This window comes from Polaribacter pectinis, assembly GCF_014352875.1.
GTDB classification, from domain to species: Bacteria; Bacteroidota; Bacteroidia; order Flavobacteriales; family Flavobacteriaceae; genus Polaribacter; species Polaribacter pectinis.
The window spans coordinates 2624003-2642180 of the sequence record NZ_CP060695.1; the positions used below are offsets into that span (position 1 = coordinate 2624003).

General features: G+C 29.7%; 14 protein-coding genes. 3 read left to right on the plus strand and 11 right to left on the minus strand.

What is annotated here, in order from left to right; genetic code table 11:
• Positions 1-5 precede the first annotated feature (5 nt).
• Positions 6-797, plus strand: coding sequence for a universal stress protein (locus H9W90_RS11710; protein ID WP_187481775.1), 792 nt, complete (start codon positions 6-8; stop codon positions 795-797).
• Here the strand turns inward: H9W90_RS11710 and H9W90_RS11715 are convergent, their stop codons facing one another.
• On the minus strand, positions 798-3551 hold the full coding sequence (locus H9W90_RS11715) for a PD-(D/E)XK nuclease family protein (RefSeq protein ID WP_187481776.1): 2754 nt from the start codon (positions 3549-3551) through the stop codon (positions 798-800). It lies immediately after the preceding gene.
• Positions 3552-3631: 80 nt separating this feature from the next.
• Between H9W90_RS11715 and H9W90_RS11720 the strand changes: the two genes are divergently transcribed.
• Entirely contained in the window at positions 3632-4411 is a 780-nt protein-coding gene (locus H9W90_RS11720; protein WP_187481777.1) for an amidohydrolase, read from the plus strand.
• A 51-nt stretch (positions 4412-4462) separates the two neighbouring features.
• On the opposite strand, the gene H9W90_RS11725 is transcribed toward H9W90_RS11720, so the two are convergent.
• The 6 genes from H9W90_RS11725 to H9W90_RS11750 form a co-directional block, all read right to left on the minus strand.
• Entirely contained in the window at positions 4463-5446 is a 984-nt protein-coding gene (locus H9W90_RS11725; RefSeq protein WP_187481778.1) for an acyl-ACP desaturase, read from the minus strand.
• Positions 5447-5450: 4 nt separating this feature from the next.
• On the minus strand, positions 5451-6179 hold the full coding sequence (locus H9W90_RS11730) for a lysophospholipid acyltransferase family protein (RefSeq protein ID WP_187481779.1): 729 nt from the start codon (positions 6177-6179) through the stop codon (positions 5451-5453).
• A gap of 1 nt (position 6180) precedes the next feature.
• Complete coding sequence (locus tag H9W90_RS11735; RefSeq protein ID WP_187481780.1) at positions 6181-6603, minus strand: hypothetical protein; 423 nt, start codon at positions 6601-6603, stop codon at positions 6181-6183.
• A gap of 99 nt (positions 6604-6702) precedes the next feature.
• Positions 6703-9309 carry a TonB-dependent receptor gene (locus H9W90_RS11740; protein ID WP_187481781.1) on the minus strand — a complete coding sequence of 869 codons (2607 nt, stop codon included), beginning with the start codon at positions 9307-9309 and terminating at the stop codon, positions 6703-6705.
• Between the two features lie 221 nt (positions 9310-9530).
• Positions 9531-11096: a glucose-6-phosphate isomerase gene (gene pgi, locus H9W90_RS11745; RefSeq protein WP_187481782.1), complete on the minus strand. Its 1566-nt coding sequence runs from the start codon at positions 11094-11096 to the stop codon at positions 9531-9533.
• A 4-nt stretch (positions 11097-11100) separates the two neighbouring features.
• The gene (locus H9W90_RS11750; RefSeq protein ID WP_187481783.1) at positions 11101-12366 is read right to left on the minus strand and encodes a peptidoglycan DD-metalloendopeptidase family protein; all 1266 of its coding nucleotides are present in this window, start codon (positions 12364-12366) and stop codon (positions 11101-11103) included.
• Between the two features lie 148 nt (positions 12367-12514).
• On the opposite strand from H9W90_RS11750, the gene H9W90_RS11755 reads away from it, so the two are divergent.
• Complete coding sequence (locus H9W90_RS11755; RefSeq protein ID WP_187481784.1) at positions 12515-13477, plus strand: M23 family metallopeptidase; 963 nt, start codon at positions 12515-12517, stop codon at positions 13475-13477.
• Positions 13478-13485: 8 nt separating this feature from the next.
• Here H9W90_RS11755 and H9W90_RS11760 read toward each other — a convergent pair whose 3' ends face one another.
• From H9W90_RS11760 to H9W90_RS11775, 4 genes are all read right to left on the minus strand, one after another.
• Positions 13486-14256, minus strand: a complete 771-nt coding sequence (locus tag H9W90_RS11760) for a DUF3108 domain-containing protein (protein WP_187481785.1) — start codon at positions 14254-14256, stop codon at positions 13486-13488.
• Positions 14257-14352: 96 nt separating this feature from the next.
• The gene (locus tag H9W90_RS11765) at positions 14353-15270 is read right to left on the minus strand and encodes a tryptophan 2,3-dioxygenase family protein (protein ID WP_187481786.1); all 918 of its coding nucleotides are present in this window, start codon (positions 15268-15270) and stop codon (positions 14353-14355) included.
• A 179-nt stretch (positions 15271-15449) separates the two neighbouring features.
• Complete coding sequence (gene hppD, locus H9W90_RS11770; RefSeq protein ID WP_187481787.1) at positions 15450-16610, minus strand: 4-hydroxyphenylpyruvate dioxygenase; 1161 nt, start codon at positions 16608-16610, stop codon at positions 15450-15452.
• A gap of 355 nt (positions 16611-16965) precedes the next feature.
• Positions 16966-18132: a homogentisate 1,2-dioxygenase gene (locus H9W90_RS11775; protein WP_187481788.1), complete on the minus strand. Its 1167-nt coding sequence runs from the start codon at positions 18130-18132 to the stop codon at positions 16966-16968.
• Between the last annotated feature and the right edge of the window lie 46 nt (positions 18133-18178).

The following is an 18178-nucleotide window of genomic DNA, read 5'->3' on the forward strand; positions in this document are numbered from 1 at the left end:
TCATTATGAAACACATTTTAGTCCCAATTGGATCTACAGTAAGCGCACAAAATACATTACAATATGCTATTGATTTTGCCTCTGAAATTGACGCAAAAGTATTTGTTTTTAGAGCATACAATGCAAAAACAAAAGCAGGAACAATGGTTAATGTAAATTCTATTATTGGTCGTGAAACCAACTTGTATTTACGTACGTTAGTTTCTTCTGTAAACGTGAAAAATGTAGACATTAAATTAATTGCTTCTCAAGGAAGTTTAATTGATAGTGTAGAAGCTGTACATAATGAAATTGGTGTAGATTTAATTATAGTAGGTACTAAAAGCAATTCTATTAAAGAAGAGTTATTTTTAGGAAATACTGCTGGAAAATTAGCTAAAATGTCAGATTTATCTGTTTTAGTGATTCCTGAAGCTTATACTTTTAAACCTGTAACAAATATTTTAGTTGCTTTTAAATCTGGAATTATTAAAAGAAAAAATGCACTAAAACCACTACAATTTATTGCAAATAAATTTACTTCTTCTGTGAATTTATTGTTGGTAAAAACACCTAATTATACTGAAGAAGATTTAGTTTTAAATGAAGGTTTAAAAAACTTACAATCTACATTAACTGTTACTGAAAACGCTACTACTTTTCAAGCTGTTTTAGAACACAGTAAAACACACAACCCAGATTTATTGTGTGTATTTAGACGTAAGAGAGGTTTTTTTAAGAAACTATGGGAAAAAAGTACCATCTTAAAAGAAGAATTTTCTACAACAGTTCCTTTGTTAATTTTGAAAGGGAAATAATTAATACCTTAAATCTGCAGGCTCAATAAAACCTTCTTTTAAGTTGTATATTTCTTTAATGTACAACTTAATTTCAGTTATAAAATCTTCTAATTTTTCTTGTGTAATTGAATTTTCTGCTTTTTTTCTTGGCAAAGCAAAATCAATAGCTAAAAACCCACTATTCAGATTTTTAAATGAATAAATACCTGCTTCTAAAGGCTGCTTAAAGTTGTAATTTTTACTTTTTGTAAATAAATAAGCATACAATAAAACCTGAATTGCTTTCAAGTGTTTTTCATCTCGCAAATTTTCAAATTCTGGCACTCTTAAATTTGCGCCAGTAACCATACCTGTTTTATAATCGATAATTCTTAAAACGCCGTTCAATTCATCTACCCTATCTACTTGTCCGTGTAATTTTATTGGAAAATCGATTCCTTCGATATTTATTTCTGCAGATAAATTTTCTTCTGTTGCAATAATTTTTAGTTTGTTTTTACAATTTTTAAGCAACTCTTTTTCTTTAGCTAAAAAGTTGGACACAAATCTTTTTGCAACTTCAAAAATTAATCTGTTTTTTCCAGTGTTTAGGTTTCCGTTTTTAAAATGAAGTCTAAAATGTTTTATGACCAAATCTTTAGAGTCAACTTCCATTTTAGTAATAATTTCTACTGATAAAAATTCATTTACAAAAGGTCTATATAATTCGTCTAAAGTTTCATGAACAACGGTTCCTAATGTATTAAACGCAACAGTCTCTTCAACATCATCAAATTCTTTAATTTTAAGAATTTTCTGTTTGTAAAACGAAACAGGATTGTGTAAATAATTAGTTAGAGCAGAAGGTGAAATTCCTTTTCCTGCTATTTCTTTTAATCGTTCTAAAGTACTCTCTGTTTTCGCAATTTCTTTTAATTCAGACTTGTCAGAAATTACATTTGGTGTAACTATTTTCTGAACAATATCTGTTCTCATCATTTCTAATTGAGTTACAAATCGGCTTTTTTCTCCACTTCCAAAAACATCATGTTCTGTGTTGTATAAAATAAATACGTTTTTAGCTCTTTGTAATAATCTAAAAAAATGATAAGAAAAAATAGCATCTTTTTCTCTGTATGTTGGCAAACCAAAAGCCAATTTTACATCAAAAGGAATAAAAGAATTTTGTTGCGAACTTGCTGGCAAAACACCTTCATTTGTAGATGTTAGAATAATGTTTTCAAAATCTAAAACTCGCGTTTCTAACATTCCCATTAATTGTAATCCTTTTAATGGTTCTCCTTGAAAAGACAGGGTTTCTGAAGCAATTAATTGTTTAAAAAATAATCCTAATGTTTTTAAATCTGTAAAATATTCGTATTCTGTTTGCAATGTTTTTAACTGTGTAAAAGCAGTATAAAAACGGAATAAATATTCTTTTTCTAAATCTGCTACATCTACTTTTAATATGTTTATTAAGTTTAAAATTCTATCTAAGAACTCATTAATTGTAGTATAAGAACTAAATATTGCAGCAACAACTTTTTTTATTTCTTCGTCAGAATTTTTTAATAAAGATTCTAATTGTTGTTGTGTTATAAAAATGTGATTTTCTTTCCCAATTTCTTCGGTAAAATTATCTACTAATGAATTCTCATTGTTAGACAATAATTTATAAATAGATTGATGTTTTAAAAATCGAACAACATCTTTATGATAAAATTCATTTACAACCGTTTTTTGTAATTTTTCTTGCGAAACAAATAATTGAAAAATTGAAAACAATAAACTTGTAGTTGGAATATCTTTTAAAGGATATCCCATAGTAATGTTAATTGCGTTGATGTTTTTAGGTAAAGAATTTAATGTAATTGGCAACAATGTTTCGTCTGCTAAAATGAGCGCCGTATTTTTAAAATCTGAAAATTTCTCTAAAATTTCACCAGCATATTTTATTTGCGTTGTATTTTTAGAAGCTCCAATTACTTGTATATTTTTTTGTGAAGAAAAAGAAGAACTTAATGTTTTTAAAGAGTTCTTTTCGTAATATTTCCACTCTTTTTTATACTTTCTGATAAAAGTTCCTGCTTGATGATTTGAATTAAAAAACGTTTCATCTAAATCCCAATAAATATCAGAATTTTCAGTTTCCAATACTTTTTGGAATAAGAACTCTTCTGCTTTATTTAAGGCGTTAAAACCTATAAAAAAAAACTTTTTGTTGCTTTTTTCCTGAAGATAAACATCAATATTATTGCATGCTTCTCTATACATTAAACCTTGATATCCTATTTTTCTTTCTAACAAAAATTGGTATAAAGGAGGATAAAAATTATTCAGTTTTTCTAAAAAAGAATAATGGTCTTTCATTAATTCCGTTTCTTTAAAAGTACCAGAAACAGACCATTTTTTTAACCTTTGAATATCTCTTAAATAGACAAAAATCTCTTTTGTGTCAACTAAATGTTGATCAATTTCATTAAAATCTTGTAAAACTGTAAATGCCCAAGAAGAAAAAGTATCAAAAGAATCTGGGTCTTTTTCTAAACTTTTATAAATGGTATAAAAGTGAAACAACAATTGAATACTATCTGCTTTTTGAATTCCAGAAACTTGTTGCACAAATTGCTCTATATTTAATGTTTCTGGTAAAAACCCGACAGATATTTTATCTTTTAGAGTTTGTTTTAAAAACACTTTTGCTCTTTGTGATGGCAATATAAAAACCACATCTTCAAAGGATTTTGTGGTTTTTAAAATAGAATCTAAAGTATCTGAAATAAAGGATTGCATAGAATTTTTTGAGTTCAATTGGTTTTTCTAAATTACAAAATCTTACTTTTATAGCTATTAAATCTTTAATTTTAATTTTGATGAAAAACGAATTAAAAATTGTTGGAATTCAAGCAGATTTGGTTTGGGAAAATCCCGCTAAAAACATTGCTTTTTTTACTGAAAAAATAAATGCCTTAAATTCTGATATAGATTTAGTTGTTTTACCCGAAATGTTTACTTCTGGCTTTACTATGAATCCTGAAAATGTTGCAGAAAAAATAGATGGTTTTTCTGTTTCTTGGATGCAAAAAACAGCTTCAGAAAAACAAATTGCTATTTGTGGAAGTTTGGTAATTATAGAGGATAATAAATTCTACAATCGTTTTGTTTTTGTTTGTCCTTCTGGTGAAATTGAAACTTATAATAAAAGACACTCTTTTACTTTAGCTGGTGAAGATAAAGTCTATACTTCTGGTTCTGAAAAACTAATTATCGAATACAATGGATGGAAAATTTGTCCACTTATTTGTTACGATTTGCGTTTTCCTGTTTGGGTAAGAAACACCGAAAATTACGATTTACTTTTATTTATGGCTAATTGGCCTGTTACAAGAATAAAAGCTTGGGATACACTTTTAAAAGCGCGTGCAATTGAAAATATGTGTTATGTAATTGGAGTAAATAGAACTGGAAAAGATGCCAATAATTACGAATATTCTGGAAATTCTTTAATTATTGATTATTTGGGTGAAGAGATTTGTTCTTTAGCTGAAAATGAAGTTGGGATTGTACCTGCAACTATTCTTAAAGACAAACAAGAAAAGGTAAGAGAAAAATTAGGGTTTTTGAATGATAAAGATTCTTTTAATATAGTTTAATCGTGTAATTGTTTTCACAAATAAACAATTACACGATTAAACAGTATTTCTTTAAGCTGGAACCATCCATTTGAAATTAAACTTAGTATCTGGAATTACAATTCTCTCTGTAATTCTGTACATTCTGTCTGGTAATTTCATTAAATAATCTCTTGCTTTTTCTGCTTCTGGAGTAAGATTTGTAATCTTATCAATCTCCCACATTGTATTTAATTTCTTTAGAATATCCACATAATCGAAACCTGTGTAAACACCAACTCTTTGTGCTACTGCAGAGAAATCGTCGAACAAACTACCTTTTGCACCAAAAGATTCTCTTAAATGCATTGCTGGCATAACGATTTTGTACTTCATCATGTGTTGAAAAGCCAACATCATTTCACTTGGGTCAATTTTGAAAATTTCCTTAACAAAATGTGCATATGCTTGGTGATGACGCATCTCATCTCCTGCAATAATTTTAGACATTTTAGCTAATGCTTTATGCCCTTTTTTACGTGCAATTTTTGCTACATTATTATGAGAAACGTAAGTCGCTAACTCCTGAAATGTAGTGTACACAAAGTTTTTATATGGGTCTGTAGATGTACCAATATCGAAACCATCTGCAATTAAATGTTGTGTAGAAATTTCTACTTCACGCATGTTTACACGACCAGATAAATATAAATATTTGTTTAAAGTGTCTCCATGTCTGTTTTCTTCAGCCGTCCAAGTTCTTACCCACTTTGCCCAACTATTATCTGGGTCTTGGCTAACTCCATCTAAATCTAACAACCAAGATTCGTAGGTTGGTAGAGCTTCTTCTGTAATGGTATCTCCAACAAGAACTACCCAAAAATCGTCATGTAATTCTTTAGACAATTCTCTAATTTCTTCTACTTCAGAAATAAATGAATCTTTTTGTGAGTTTGGTAAAAAGTCTGTTGGTTGCCAGATTTTTTCAGCGGGAATTAAATATCTTTCCATGAAAACATCCATGCTTTTTTCAAGCTGCAACATTACTTCTTTTCTAATATTTTTAATTGTAGACATTTTTTTATTTTATGTGTTCTTTAATTACTTTTTCTGTTTTTTCTAATAATTCTTCGAAAGGTAAAGAGCTGATTTTTATAGGTTCGTGTGAGGTAATTGTTATTGGGCTACCTAAACCTAATGGAAATTTTCCATATTTAAAAACTTTCCATGAATTATTTATAGTTAAAGGTACTATATAACCGTCTTTATTATATTTTGTGATTACTTTTAATCCGTTTGTTGCGAATTTTTTTGGCTCTCCATTTCTACTTCTTGTTCCTTCTGGGAAAATAATTGCGCCCCATTTTTCTTCGTTAATCTTTTTAGAAAAACGTACCAATTCGCTAATTGCTTGTTTTGGATCTTTTCTATTAATTAGTGCTGCGCCTCCATTTCTTAAATTGAAAGAAACACTTGGTATACCTTTTCCGAGTTCAATTTTTGCCACAAATTTTGGGTATTGTTTTCTAAAAAACCATCCTATTGGTGGAATATCAAACGTAGATTGATGATTTGAAACAAATATTACAGAAGTATCTTCTGGTACTTTATGTTTGTTGATTAATCTTATTGGGACTCCAATTATCAACATAGATTTTACTAAAAAAAAGTTGAGTATTGAAACCATTTTGGCGTGTGCTTTCAGCCCAAATAAATTAAAACTCAACCATTGTAATGGATGAAATATAATTAAGAGTAAATAAAACACCAGTATAAAAATTGGTGATAATATGTAGCTTATTATTTTCATTCTATAACCAATTATTCCAAGGAATTCTTGAAAGTATTAATAATAAGGCTATTCCGTAAAAAATTACAAATGTTTTAAATCTTGCAGGATCTGTTGTTTTCTTTTTATGTTTAGACCAACCAATTGTAATTAATACGATTGCTAAAATCATCATTATTGGGTGTTCTACAGCTAATAATCTTGTTGCTTTCTCTCCCATAACAGCTGCAGAGTCGGCTTTTAAAGCTTTATACCAAGGTGACATAAAATACCAACCTAAACCTATTAATAGTTGAATATGGGATACTATTAGTGTAAACAATCCTAGACGTAAATCTTTGTCTTTAAATTCTTTCTTTTGTGTTAATCCTATAATTGCATTTACTACTGTAAAAATTAAAATTAGCACTACTAAATATGCCCAGTATGAGTGTATTTCTTTCATAATTAATAATTGTTTTTAATATGGGTAAAGTTACTAATTTTAAAAATAAAAAAACCACCTCAAATGAGGTGGTTTTTATAAAATATGTACTGTTTAGAATTAGAAATTATATCTAACACTTACGTTCCAAGTTCTTCCGTAACCAAAATAACCTTCGTTTGCAGTATCTACACCTTTGTAAAATACTCCATTAGCATCACTATCATTATAAATATTAGTTCTTAATTCAGACAAATATTCAGTATCTAAAACGTTATTAACGTTTGCTCTTAAGCTTATAGATTTGTCATTATCTGATCCTAAATCAAATTTGTAAGATACTCCAAAATCTAATAAACCATAAGAAGGTAATTTTAAATTTTCTTTAACGGCACCTACATTTGCATATAAATTGTCATAGAATCTATAGTCAGAATCAATACTTAATCCTTTAAAAATATTATAATCGATACCTAATCCTGTAGAGAATTGTGCAGCATCTCCTACTTTACCTCCATCTACATCAACTAAAGATGGTGGAGCAGTTACATTTCTGTCTTCATCTAATGTTCTAGAAGTTACAGTACCAACATACTCCCACTCACCTGCAGATAAGAAACCTTTTAATTTAATATCTGAAGTAATATTTGCGATAAAATCTACCTCAACTCCTTTATGGTATTGACTTTGACCTGTAGTTTCTGTAATTGTAACAATGTTATTAGACACTCTTGAACTACCATCTACTCTATCTTTCCAGCTTGTGCTGTATAAGTTAACATTTGCTTTTAAATTTTCTGAAGAATAGCTATAACCAAATTCTAATCCAAATATTTTTTCATTTTGAGAAGAAGGGTTAATTGAGTTATCAAAACTATTAAAGATATTATCATGGTAAGGTTGACGAGAATAATAACCTGTATTCATATAAACAGAGTTATTGTCATCAAATCTATAAGCTCCACCAATCTTTACATTATAACCAATGTTATTTACTTTTTCAGAATCTTGAAATTCTGGTAAATAATCATATCTATCAAATCTTTGGTGATTTTGAGAAGATAAAGAACCTTGGAAAAACCCAGATAAACCATCGTTAGAATACTCTAATTGTGTAAACAAACCTGCATAAGATATTCTTTCACTACTATCATAATCAATTCTTTGGTCTTCACTTGCAGAATTGAACATTGTTGCCCAAGGATTTGCATCGAAACTATTAGTTGCAACAACATCTACAGTTGGTCCAACTCTGTTATGAGTATCATCTTTTAAAGTTCTATCTTCTGTCCAAGAAGATAATCCGTGAAAGTTCTCTACTTGTCTAAAGTGAGTTCCATAATAAGTTCTTAAATCTGCACCAACATTCCAAGTAAGGTTGTCATTAATTTTGTGTTCAAAATTAGATACAACACCAAACCATCTGTGATTATTCATAGAAGATCTTGTTATATAAGCACTGTTTCCGAAGTTACCGTCTACAGCTGCTGCGTTGTTTGCATAAATTGCATCATAATCTATAAGACCATCAGCAGTTCTTACTCTACGACCTCTGTTTCCTGTTCCACCACCTGCTCCAAATGAAGCGTAAACTACAGTAGATAAGCTAGAAGCATCAGAGATAGTATAATCCCAGTTTAAGTTTAATACTGGTTTATGATAGAAGTTTCTTCTTTCTGTCATATACTCACCATTGTAAGTACCCCAGTTATTATTATATTTTAATCCTTTGTCTAAATAAGTAGCTATACTTTTAGAAAAGTTTTGGTCGTGCCATTGTGGAGCACCAGTAATTAAGAAGTTAAAGTTATGATTGTCATTTGGCTTATAACCAAAAGAAATAAAGTAAGTTTGACCTTGTCCTTTAGTACCATCATTGTACCCATCACCTTGCCAGTGAGATAACATAACACTTGCTCCAAAACCATTTTCGTTTATACCTGTATTATAAGATACAGTAGTTTTTAAGTAACTATCATTTGCAGTACCAGCAGAAACATAACCACCTTCAGTCTTATCTGTAGTTTTTGTAACAAAGTTCATTGTACCACCAACAGAAGAAATTGCTAATTTAGAAGCTCCTAAACCTCTTTGAATTTGAACTGCACTTGCAATATCATTAACACCAGACCAGTTAGACCAGTACATTTTACCATCTTCCATACCATTAATTGGTTGTCCGTTTAATAAAAACGCTGTGTTTGTTTGATCAAAACCACGAACTGAAATTCTAGAATCTCCAAAACCACCAGATTGTCCGGCAACATAAATAGATGGAGTGTTAACTAAAGCCATTGTTACATCTTGTGTACCAATTTTCTTCTGAATTTCTGCAGCTTTAATTGTAGAAACTGCAACAGGAGTTTGTCTTCCACCTGCTAAATCAATTACACCTTTACCTACAATTACAACTTCATCTAAAGAATCTGCATCTTCTGTAAGTTGAATAGATCCTAAATTTGCTTTTGAAGAAGAAAAAGTAACTCTTTTTGTATTGTAACCAATAAATGAAATTACAACAGTACCCGCATTAGATGTTGCGTTTAAAGTAAATTTACCATCAAAATCTGTAGAAGTACCATTAGTTGTACCTCTTACAACAATACTTGCTCCTGGTAAAGGTTGGTTTGTTTCGTCTACAACCGTACCAGTAATTTTAGTTTGTCCTAAAACAGTAGCAGACACAAAAAGTAATGCTACAAATAATAAGTTTTTAAAATTTTTCATTGTTTAAATTTATGTTATTAAATATTTTGCAAAACTCTTGCTTTTACAGAGTTTTAATGTTAATTTAATGTTAAGTTTTAACAGAAAATTAAGACAACGAAATTTAACAAATTTAAACCTTATTCTTTATAAATGAGTAACTTACATATTAACAACTTTGTTAACAAGAATGCATTTATAAGTTAATTTTTTTAACTTTTAACTTTTAAAACATTCTTTTATCATGCATTTAATAACTTTTTAGCAAGTTCTTTCCCTAATTCTACACCAAATTGATCATAACTATAAATATTCCATAGAATACCTTGGGTGTAAATCTTATGCTCATATAAAGCGACTAATTTACCTAAAGAGTGAGGCGTTAGTTTATCAAAAAGAATAGCATTACTTGGTCTATTTCCTTCAAAAACTTTAAAAGGTAAAAGTTGAGATATTTTATCTGTGTTTCCAGAAAATTTTAACTCTAAATGAACTTCTTCTTTACTTTTACCAAAAGCTAAAGCTTCCATTTGACCATAATAATTAGCCATTAATTTCTTGTGATGATCTGTTAAACCATACAAAGATTCTTTATAACCAATAAAATCTGCAGGAATTAACTTGGTTCCTTGGTGCACCAATTGCATAAAAGCATGTTGCATATTTGTTCCTGTACTTCCCCAAACAATTGTTCCTGTTTGGTAATCTATTTTATCTCCATTTCTATCTACACCTTTTCCATTACTTTCCATTATAGCTTGTTGTAAATAGTCTGGTAACTTCTTTAAATATTGTGTGTAAGGTAAAACTGCTTCGGTTTCTGCTCCATAAAAATTATTATACCAAATACTTAATAAAGCTAAAATTACTGGAATATTTTTATCGAAATCTGTGTTTCTATAATGTAAATCCATTTCTTCTGCTCCGTCTAATAAAGCTCGGTAATTATCGAAACCAATAGATAAACTAATAGATAAACCAACAGCTGACCATAACGAGAAACGACCTCCAACCCAATTCCACATAGGGAATACGTTTGCTTTGTCAATTCCGAAATTATCTACTGCTTCTAAATTTGTAGAAACTGCCACAAAGTGTTTTGGAATGTCAAAAATAGTTGCCGATTTTAGAAACCAATTTTTTAGTGTTTCTGCATTTGTAATGGTTTCTTGAGTTGTAAATGTTTTAGATACAATTACAAAAAGAGTTGTTTCTGGATCTAATTTCTTCATTATTTCCGAAACATGGTCTCCGTCTACATTAGAAACAAAATGTGTTGTTAGTTGATTTTTATAATATTGTAAAGACTCAACTATCATGTCTGGCCCTAAATCACTACCTCCAATACCAATATTTACAATATCTGTAATAGATTTACCTGTGTAACCTTTCCATTTTCCAGAAATAACTTTGTTACTAAAGCTTCTAATTTTTCTTAAAGCTGACTGAATTTGTGGCTTCACATTTTTCCCATCAACTAAAACAGGTTCATCAGAATTACTTCTTAAAGCAGTGTGTAATACTTCTCTTCCTTCTGTAACATTAATAATTTCTCCCGAAAACTGTTTTTCAATAGCATCTTTTAAATCTACCTCTTTAGCCAAATCTACTAACAAAGAAATAGTTTCTTCTGTTATTCTATTTTTCGAAAAATCTACAAGTAAATCATTTAATTCTAAAGAAAAATCCTCTTTTCTTGAAGAATCTTTACATAAGTCTTTAATGTTAATATTTTTATTTTCATTAAAATGATTTGTAAGTTTTTCCCAAGCTTGTGTTTTGGTTGGATTAATGTTTTTTAAAGCCATTTTTTTAGTTTTGTGCTACACTTTCTATTACCTCTGGTTCTGGAACAGAAAGTTGGTTATTGTCTAGTTGATATTTTAAAGGTTTTATAAACTCTAAGTATTTAGGTTTTAAACTTTTCTTTAATGGTTCTGCTGCTGGTAATTTTTGTTTGAAAGGATCTACTTCTTTCCCGTTTTTCCAGAAACGATAACAAACATGTGGGCCTCCAGTATTACCTGTCATACCTACCCAACCAATAACTGCTCCTTGTTTTACGTATTGTCCTTTTTTAACATTACGGTTTTTCATGTGTAAGTATTGCGTAGAGTAAGTGCTGTTATGTTTTATCTTAACAAATTTTCCATTTCCACCTCTTCTTGTAGATTCTACAACAGTACCACTTGCAGTTGCTAAAATTGGAGTTCCAATATTTGCAGCAAAATCTGTACCTCTGTGAGGTCTAATTCTATTACCATAATAAGCAATTCTTCTCTTTAAATTATATCTTGAAGAAATTCTGTATTGAAATTTAATTGGTGACTTTAAAAACTGGCTTCGTAACATATTACCATCCGTATCGTAATATTCTGTGATTCCTTTAATAGAATCTGCCAAATACCTATAAGCATAAAAATCTTCTCCTCTATGATTGAAAACTGCTGCTTTTACTTCTCCATAACCAGCAAAAAGATCGTCTTTTATATACTTTTCTTCAAAAATTATTTTAAAAGAATCTCCTTTTTGAAGCTTATAAAAATCTAACGTCCAAGCATAAATATCTGCAACGGTATTTGTTAAGTTTGGTGATAAATGCAAACTGTCCATAGAATTAGATAAACTTGAGTAAATTTTACCTTCTACTATTTTCTGAACTGTCTTAATGGGTTGTAAATAAGTGTGAGCCTTAATAATTGAGTCTTTGAAATCTACAACAGTTGCTCTTATTTTATCATTTTTATAAATAAAAACTTGGGCTTCTTGCAAAGAATCTCTGCTTGCTAAAATTGTATAAGGCTTACCTGCTCTTACTCTTCTAACATCAAAAATTTCTTTAATACTGCCTGCAATTTCATTTATTTTAGGATATAGAACATGATGTCTATCTAAAATTTCTCCAAAACTCTCTCCGCTTTTTATGGTGTCTTGAATTACAACAAAATCGTCTATGTTATAACCGTATCTAAATTTTGGAACTGGAACAATTTTTTTTACAGTTGCTGGAGGTTTTTCTTCTTTTTTACAAGATGAAAAACAGAGAATTACAGCTAAAAGGAGGATTATTTTTTTCAAGAAAATTACACTATTAAGTATGGTTTTCAAAAGTACAAATAAAATTGATGTATTCTAAATCTAATTAAGGAAGTTCCTAAAACGGTTTCGTTAAAATTATACTAAAACTGTTATCTTTGAAGAGCTTATTTATGAAAATGAGATAAATATGAAAAAAAATAAATTATCACTTCTTATAATCTTCTTGTTTCTTTCACAACTTTTTTTGGCACAAAAGAAAAATAGTGGTGTAAAATATAAACGGAATAAAGATAAATCTGTTACTTTTTCATATTATTCTACAATGCCAAGTAGTGTTTTTATTATTCTTAAATTTAAAAGATTAACAAATACTTTTGGAGATCAAGTAAAAAAAACCGTGAAAGGTTACAGCGATGTAATTACAACACTAAACCCAATTAATGATGATTCTGGAATTGGGTTTTCATATTCTTACAAAACATTTTATGGAAATCTTGATAAAAAACCTAATCATGACTTTAAATACATTTTACCATTCAAAAAAAATAAAACGATAAAAGTTAGAAACCTTAATTATTTAGGGAAAAAATTTGGAGACAAGGAACCAGAAAACTGGAAGTCCTTTCAGTTTTTAACTTCACCAAATGATACCGTTTTTGCTATTAGAAAAGGAATTGTAGTAAAAGTTATTGATGAATTTAAAAGCGATAATAGTAAAACTTACGGTTACAAAAATAAATCTAATGCTATAATTATTGAACACGAAGATGGAACTCTGGCTAGATATAGTGTTTTAAAACATAAAAGTTTAATGGTAAAGGTTGGGGATATTGTTTACCCAACTGCACCAATAGCAATTGCAGGTTCATATGATAAGCCTGAAAATAGCCAATTAAGACTATCTGTTTATTATTTAAACGAAAGAGTTAAAGAGTATGATTTTTATGCTAAAAAACGAACAATTTCTAATCAAATTCATATTTATTCTTATGTAAACCCTCTTTTCTATGTAAACTCTAATAAAATTATTAAATTAGAAAAAAACGAAATGTATACTTCTTTTTATGATGATTCTACAATTGAAGTTGAAATGTCTAAAAGAGAGGTAAAAAAATGGAAGAAAAAAGGTTTGCTAGTTAAAAGAAAATAATTGATTATTTATTTTTTACCAAATTCATTTGCCAAACCTTTATATTGCTCTAATTCTGCTCTTAAAGAACCTACAGATAAATCTGCTTTCATTTTAATTGGTATTTTATTGGCGTCATCAGTAATCCAAATAGTTACGCTTTCTTGAGCTTTAAATACTCTTCCAGACTGAACTAAAGGTCTAAATATTAAAGTATTAACCTTTCCAAATTTTGTATTTAGAACCTCTTTCCCTAAAAAACGTAGCTTAAAAGGATATATTTGAGAGTCCATAAACATATCTATAGCTATTTCATCTCCTTTTTTCATATTTTTAACATCTCTGTTTCTTAAATAGTAAAAAGAAGATAACATATCTTGTACATTTGTAAATGCTACAGAAGTATCTTTTTGTTTGGTAAAATCTTGAACATAAGCTTTATTAGAATTATAATTAAATGACGTTTGCCTATGTTTTTTATAACCACCTTCGTCTATTTTTCTTTTAAATAGATAAGGTTTTACAGTATCCATATCAAAATAAGATTCATATAAATCATCAACTTTAAAAAACCATTTTATCATTCCAGAAGTCCATCCACTTCCTTTTGTATGAAAAACTTTCTTACCATTAAAATCAGTTTCATCAACCTCTAAAACAGCAGTTCCAGCTCTTAAAAAACCACTATAACTCATTTTATAACGAAGCCATTCTCCACTTTTAAAAGCAGTTTTTTTCTCTTGACTTGTAACAGAAAATGCTATTGTGATTACTAAAAATAAAATAATATGTTTTTTCATAGTTCTCAAACTTATAAAAAAGTAATGACAATTACCGTTCCAAAAAGAAAAATGTCCTTTATAATTGGTTTGCATGCAACTTTTTAACGTTTTATTTTAAAAAGTTCCCCAATTTTTTAATTCTTCTTCACTCCATAAATAAGGGAAAAATATTCTTCTTTGGTATTTTGGATGCATGTATTTTCTCCAATTACTACCTCCAGTTGCTTTTAATTCTGAATCATTACCACCAATATATTTTCCAGCAGCGTTGTAATGAGCCATTACCCACTTTACGTTTACTGTATAATCGTAATGACGCATTGCTTTTATTAAGTCTTCGTTTTCTTGAACTTCTTTTGGAAGTTGTTTAAATTTTAGAGATAAGTTGATATCGTTATAATCTTCCATAAAATCGATAAACTCACCAATATATTTTTTTTCAAAAAGGTTTAATAAGGTCGATTTTTGTCCGGTTGTATAATTTTTACCTGCAGCTTGCCAATACAAATGGTTATATGCGTGTTTAAATGAAGAACTTCTATCAATATCATCTCTAAAACGCGCATCAATTAAGTTGATTAGTTCAGTAGATGCAAATTCAATTTTTCTATATTGTGCTGATTGAAAACCACTTGCAGGCGTTAATGTATTTCTAAATTTTAGATATTGTTCACGTTCCATTCCATCTGCCATTACAGAAAATGAACTACAAAGCATATCAAAATATCTACTAATTCTGCCCAAATGCATCGAAAATTTATCTGCTCTAACTTCTACCGTTTTTGCAACTTGGTCTATTTCCCAAAGTATCATTTTAAACAACAATTCGTTTACTTGATGATACATTATAAAAACCATTTCATCTGGCTGCGTAGTTCTTGGCGTTTGCAAACCTAAAAGTGCGTCTGTCTGAATATAATCCCAATACGTAATTGGTGTGCTGTGCAATAAACCTTCTAACATGGCATCTACTGGTACACCTAATTTATCGTACTTTTCTTCTATTGCTTTTAAAATTTCGTCTCTGTTCATTTTTTTAAAAATCAAGATATGAGAACAAAGAAACAAGACTTTATTTTGAAAATCTAATTTATTTGCTGAATTAAGAAAATTTTATTTATTGAATAAAATAAAAATAAAAAACCAAGATTCAAAAGGTTTAAGTCTTGTCTCTTGGTTCTATTTTCTCTTTTCTTTAATCTATTTAATTTCTAAAGCGTTCCTCTTTTTGCTTGTTCTCTTTCTATAGATTCGAACAATGCTTTAAAGTTTCCTGCTCCAAAACCTCTGGCTCCCATTCTTTGAATGATTTCAAAAAACAACGTTGGTCTGTCTTCTACTGGTTTTGTAAAAATTTGTAATAAATAGCCTTCTTCATCAGCATCAATCATGATTCCTAAACCTTTTAGTTTTTCGATATCTTCTCTTAATTCGTGGCTATGTTCTTCTAATCTTCCAGGAACTGCTCTGTAATATTCTTCTGGCGGAGTTGATAAAAACTCGATTCCGTTTGCTTTTAATTGAGAAACTGTTTTAATAATATCGTCTGTTGCCATGGCAATATGTTGCACTCCTGCACCTTCATAAAAATCTAAATATTCTTCAATTTGAGAACGTTTTTTTCCTTCTGCTGGTTCGTTTATTGGAAATTTGATTCTTCCATTTCCATTCGACATTACTTTACTCATTAATGCTGAATATTCTGTATGAATCTGCTTATCATCAAAAGATAAAAAGTTGACAAACCCCATTACATCTTCATAGAATTTTACCCATTTATTCATTTGGTTCCATCCAACATTACCTACCATATGATCTATGTATTTTAACCCAGATGTTGGTGGATTGTAATCTGATTCCCATTTTTGAAAACCTGGTAAAAATGCTCCTTTGTAGTTTTTACGCTCTACAAACATGTGTACAGTTTCTCCATAAGTGTAAATTCCCGCTCTAACAACTTCACCAAACTCATCTTTTTCTACAGTTGGTTCCATATAAGATTTTGCGCCTCTTGATGTGGTTTCTTCGTAAGATTTTCTGGCATCTTCTACCCAAAGCGCTACTATTTTAACGCCATCTCCATGTTTTACAATATGGTCGTTTATTGGTGATTTACTGTTTAAAGGTGTTGTTAAGATAATTTTGATTTTATCTTGCGTTAACACATAACTTACAGAATCTTTTGCGCCAGTTTCTAATCCACGATAAGCGTAAGATTGAAACCCAAATGCTGTTTTATAGAAATGTGCAGATTGTTTTGCGTTACCAACGTAAAACTCTACATAATCTGTTCCTAAAAGTGGAAGGAAATCTTGTGCTCCTTCAAATATTTTTTCTAACCCGTAATTAACTGATTCTATTTTTTTTGACATAAATAAGCCCATCTTAATCTTCCCAAAGGGAAGAAACACTCTGCTGGGAATTGAGTGTTATTTTGTTGTTTATATTTTTTTTTAGATCTCACAGGTTTTTAAAATCTGTGAGGTCTTTGTTACCGATAAAGTAGCCATTTCATTTATTAAAGCAATTCGTTTCCAAACAAGTTTAGCCCAGATTGAGCGGTCTGTTTGAGCTCTTTTTTATTCTTTTTTGAATAAAAAAAGCGAGTAGCGAAAGCTGGAAATAGCTTCTAATACTATTTATTTTTATGAACTTTTATTTTACCACATAGCAATTTAGAAAACATAGTTTTTCAAGTATGTTGCTAGCTCCTTCCCTTTGGGAAGATTAAGATGGGCTTTCCAACCAAGATTTATAATAATCTTCATCCGCAATTTTCATGGCTTCTTCTGTAACCTGTAAAGGTTTAAAAGTATCTACCATAACTGCCAATTCTTCGGTTTTGGTTTTACCTATACTTTTTTCTGTTGTTCCTGGATGTGGACCATGAGGAATTCCTGCTGGATGCAAGGAAATATGACCTTGATCTATGTCGTTTCTACTCATAAAATCGCCATCTACATAATACAAAACCTCGTCTGAATCGATATTACTATGATTGTAAGGCGCAGGAATTGAGTTTGGATGATAATCGTACAAACGTGGCACAAAACTGCAAATTACAAATGCGTTAGTCTCAAAAGTTTGATGAACTGGTGGTGGTTGATGAATTCGTCCAGTAATTGGCTCAAAATCGTGAATAGAAAATGCGTAAGGGAAATTATAACCATCGTAACCAACTACATCAAAAGGATGAGAAGCGTAGGTCATTTCTATAATTTCGCCTTGTTTTTTTACTTTGATTAAGAAATCGCCAAGTTCATTATTTGTTTCTAATTCGTAAGGTCTTCTTAAATCTCGTTCACAAAATGGTGAATGTTCTAACAACTGACCAAACCAGTTTCTGTAACGTTTTGGCGTATACACTGGACTGTAAGATTCTACGATAAAAAGTCGATTATTTTCGTCGTCGAAATCTAATTTGTAGATAATTCCACGTGGAATTACCAAATAATCTCCATATTTAAAATCGAGATTTCCCAAATGCGTTCTTAATTTTCCGGTTCCTTTATGGATGAAAATTACTTCATCTGCATCTGTATTTTTGTAGAAATAATCTGTGGTAGATTTTTTTGGTGCTGATAAAATAATATTACAATCGGAATTTGTTAAAACGATTTTTCTGCTTTCTAAATAATCGTTTTCTGGTGGGACTTGAAATCCGCGAAATCGATAAGATTGAATATTATTTGCTTTGGCAATTTTTGGTTTTACTGAATATTGTTTACCAATATGTTTGACCATTGTTGGCCTGTGTTCGTGATAACTGTTGGTAGACATTCCGTCGAAACCAATAGTACCAAACAATTGTTCGTAATATAAACTACCGTCTTTTTTACGGAATTGTGTGTGTCTTTTAGGTGGAATTTCTCCTAATTTATGATAAAAAGGCATTTTGCTAATGTATTAATGAGTTAATAAAATAATGTAACAATTGTGC

Bases quoted from the DNA above. Each gene is read 5' to 3' on its own strand.
- H9W90_RS11710 (WP_187481775.1), top strand. From the start codon at position 6: ATGAAACACATTTTAGTCCCAATTGGATCTACAGTAAGCGCACAAAAT.
- H9W90_RS11715 (WP_187481776.1), bottom strand. From the start codon at position 3,551: ATGCAATCCTTTATTTCAGATACTTTAGATTCTATTTTAAAAACCACA.
- H9W90_RS11720 (WP_187481777.1), top strand. From the start codon at position 3,632: ATGAAAAACGAATTAAAAATTGTTGGAATTCAAGCAGATTTGGTTTGG.
- H9W90_RS11725 (WP_187481778.1), bottom strand. From the start codon at position 5,446: ATGTCTACAATTAAAAATATTAGAAAAGAAGTAATGTTGCAGCTTGAA.
- H9W90_RS11730 (WP_187481779.1), bottom strand. From the start codon at position 6,179: ATGAAAATAATAAGCTACATATTATCACCAATTTTTATACTGGTGTTT.
- H9W90_RS11735 (WP_187481780.1), bottom strand. From the start codon at position 6,603: ATGAAAGAAATACACTCATACTGGGCATATTTAGTAGTGCTAATTTTA.
- H9W90_RS11740 (WP_187481781.1), bottom strand. From the start codon at position 9,309: ATGAAAAATTTTAAAAACTTATTATTTGTAGCATTACTTTTTGTGTCT.
- pgi (WP_187481782.1), bottom strand. From the start codon at position 11,096: ATGGCTTTAAAAAACATTAATCCAACCAAAACACAAGCTTGGGAAAAA.
- H9W90_RS11755 (WP_187481784.1), top strand. From the start codon at position 12,515: ATGAAAAAAAATAAATTATCACTTCTTATAATCTTCTTGTTTCTTTCA.
- H9W90_RS11760 (WP_187481785.1), bottom strand. From the start codon at position 14,256: ATGAAAAAACATATTATTTTATTTTTAGTAATCACAATAGCATTTTCT.
- H9W90_RS11765 (WP_187481786.1), bottom strand. From the start codon at position 15,270: ATGAACAGAGACGAAATTTTAAAAGCAATAGAAGAAAAGTACGATAAA.
- hppD (WP_187481787.1), bottom strand. From the start codon at position 16,610: ATGTCAAAAAAAATAGAATCAGTTAATTACGGGTTAGAAAAAATATTT.
- H9W90_RS11775 (WP_187481788.1), bottom strand. From the start codon at position 18,132: ATGCCTTTTTATCATAAATTAGGAGAAATTCCACCTAAAAGACACACA.